The sequence below is a fragment of the Sandarakinorhabdus sp. genome (assembly GCF_031430775.1).
In the GTDB taxonomy this organism is placed as follows: Bacteria; Pseudomonadota; Alphaproteobacteria; order Sphingomonadales; family Sphingomonadaceae; genus Sandarakinorhabdus.
Window position 1 is genome coordinate 1 of sequence record NZ_JANPCD010000005.1, and the last position, 1,638, is coordinate 1,638.

Consider the following 1,638-nt stretch of genomic DNA (forward strand, 5'->3'; position numbering starts at 1 on the left):
CATGCTGGTCGCCGCTGCCGGGCAGGGCATAAAGCGCCTGCCAGACATGGCCCTCCTCGCCGTAAGGCCCATCTGTCTCTGCGGTGACACCGGCGCCGTCCATCACCGTGACATTGGCGCCTTCGCGGCCCAGCAGCGGCTTTTTCACTTGCGCCCCCACTAGCGGATACCGCCGGGTTTCCAGCAGATTGGGATGGCCGGGAAACAATTCCCACAGCACGGCCAGCATCGCCTTGTTGGACCAGAGCATCTTCCAAATGGGTTCCATCCACATCGTCTTGTCGAGCGAGTCGATGATGTTGCGGCCAAAATCATCGGCCAGCAGCCATTCCCAGGGATATAGCTTGAAAATCGCATCGATGGCGCGGCCATTGAGATCGACAAAACGCCCGTCGTCGGCACCCCAGCCGATATCCTCGATGGCGATGATGCGTGTGTCGATCCCGGCCTCGCCGGCGCAATCGGCAAGATAGGCGATGGTCAACGCATCCTCGCCGCTGGCATCCCGGGCATGGGTGAGGTGCAATTTGCTGGTGCCAGCCGGCGGCGCAATCTCGGCCCAGCGCGCCACCAACGCCTCATGAAGCCCGTTGAACTGGTCGGCGTCCGGAAATACAGCCTCTTTCCATTGCCATTGGATGACAGCGGCTTCGAGCAGACTGGTCGGTGTATCGGCGTTGAATTCAAATAGTTTTGGCGGCCCTTCGCCAGTCCAGCCAAGGTCGAACCGACCAAAATTGAGCGCTCGGGGTTCCCCGTCCCATGCCTCGCGGATGGCGCGGTGGCAAAAGGCCGGAATCCCGAGTTCGCCAAGCCGGTCGTTGTCGATGACATGCTGCCCGGCGGCTAGAAACAGCCGGTAAAGCTCGGCAGTGGCGCCTTCCAGCACGGCAATCTGGGCCGGCGTGAACTGGTAACAGGCGCTCTCGTCCCAATAAGGGCTGCCATCGGCGCGGCTGTGCCAGACCAGCCCCAGCCGTTCGGCCGTGCCTCGCCAATTTGGGCGCGGCACCAGCGATGTGCGGATCACGAACCGCTGTCCCCGCGCGCCGACATGCCAAAGCCGCCGCGCACCGTCCGGCCTTCGGCGGTGCGCACGACCCCGTTGCCGGCGGAGTTGGAATAGCCTGAAATCTGCTCGCCGCGTCCCGGCAGCCCCATCATGCCGGGGATGAACACGAAACCATGCCCGGCGCGGCCTATCTCGCAGGCGCTGTCGTCGGTGCGGCGGCCCTGTGCATCCTTGCACAGCCTGGTGCTGCTCTCTTGTTCACCGCAACTCGCCAGAACGGCAGCGGCCATCAGCGTGACAAGGGGCAAGGCGGGCAGGGTTCGGCGGCTCATGACCCACATTTAATCGCTGATGCCGCATTTTCCAATGCCAACACCGGAGATTGCGCTGAACCACGCCTTGGTGACAAGTGGCGCAATGTTGACCATCGATTCGGGTCCGCCGCTGATGGGCGCAGGCGCCATGCGCGCTGCCGAGGCTGCGGCAATTGCCGGCGGCACGTCCAAAACTGCCGGCGGCACATCGGCGCTGGCGATGATGGAACGCGCAGTGGCCGGCGCCGTGGATGCCATCCTGGCCATGGGAGTGGACAGCGAAGTGCTGGTGCTGTGCGGGCCGGGGAACAA

The 1,638-nt window shown here is 64.0% G+C and carries 2 protein-coding genes and 1 pseudogene; 1 reads left to right on the top strand and 2 read right to left on the bottom strand.

Annotated elements, in window-relative coordinates; translation table 11 throughout:
• Both RMQ73_RS00195 and RMQ73_RS00200 read right to left on the bottom strand, forming a co-directional pair.
• The coding region (locus RMQ73_RS00195; RefSeq protein ID WP_310495937.1) for a glutathionylspermidine synthase family protein at positions 1-1,030 on the bottom strand (1,030 nt) is incomplete at its 3' end.
• A complete protein-coding gene (locus RMQ73_RS00200) occupies positions 1,027-1,344 on the bottom strand; it encodes a hypothetical protein (protein WP_310495938.1) in 318 nt (105 codons plus the stop codon). The genes RMQ73_RS00195 and RMQ73_RS00200, both read right to left, overlap by 4 nt.
• Before the next feature lie 70 nt (positions 1,345-1,414).
• Here RMQ73_RS00200 and RMQ73_RS00205 point away from each other — a divergent pair.
• A pseudogene (locus RMQ73_RS00205) lies at positions 1,415-1,638 on the top strand (hypothetical protein); the annotation flags it as partial.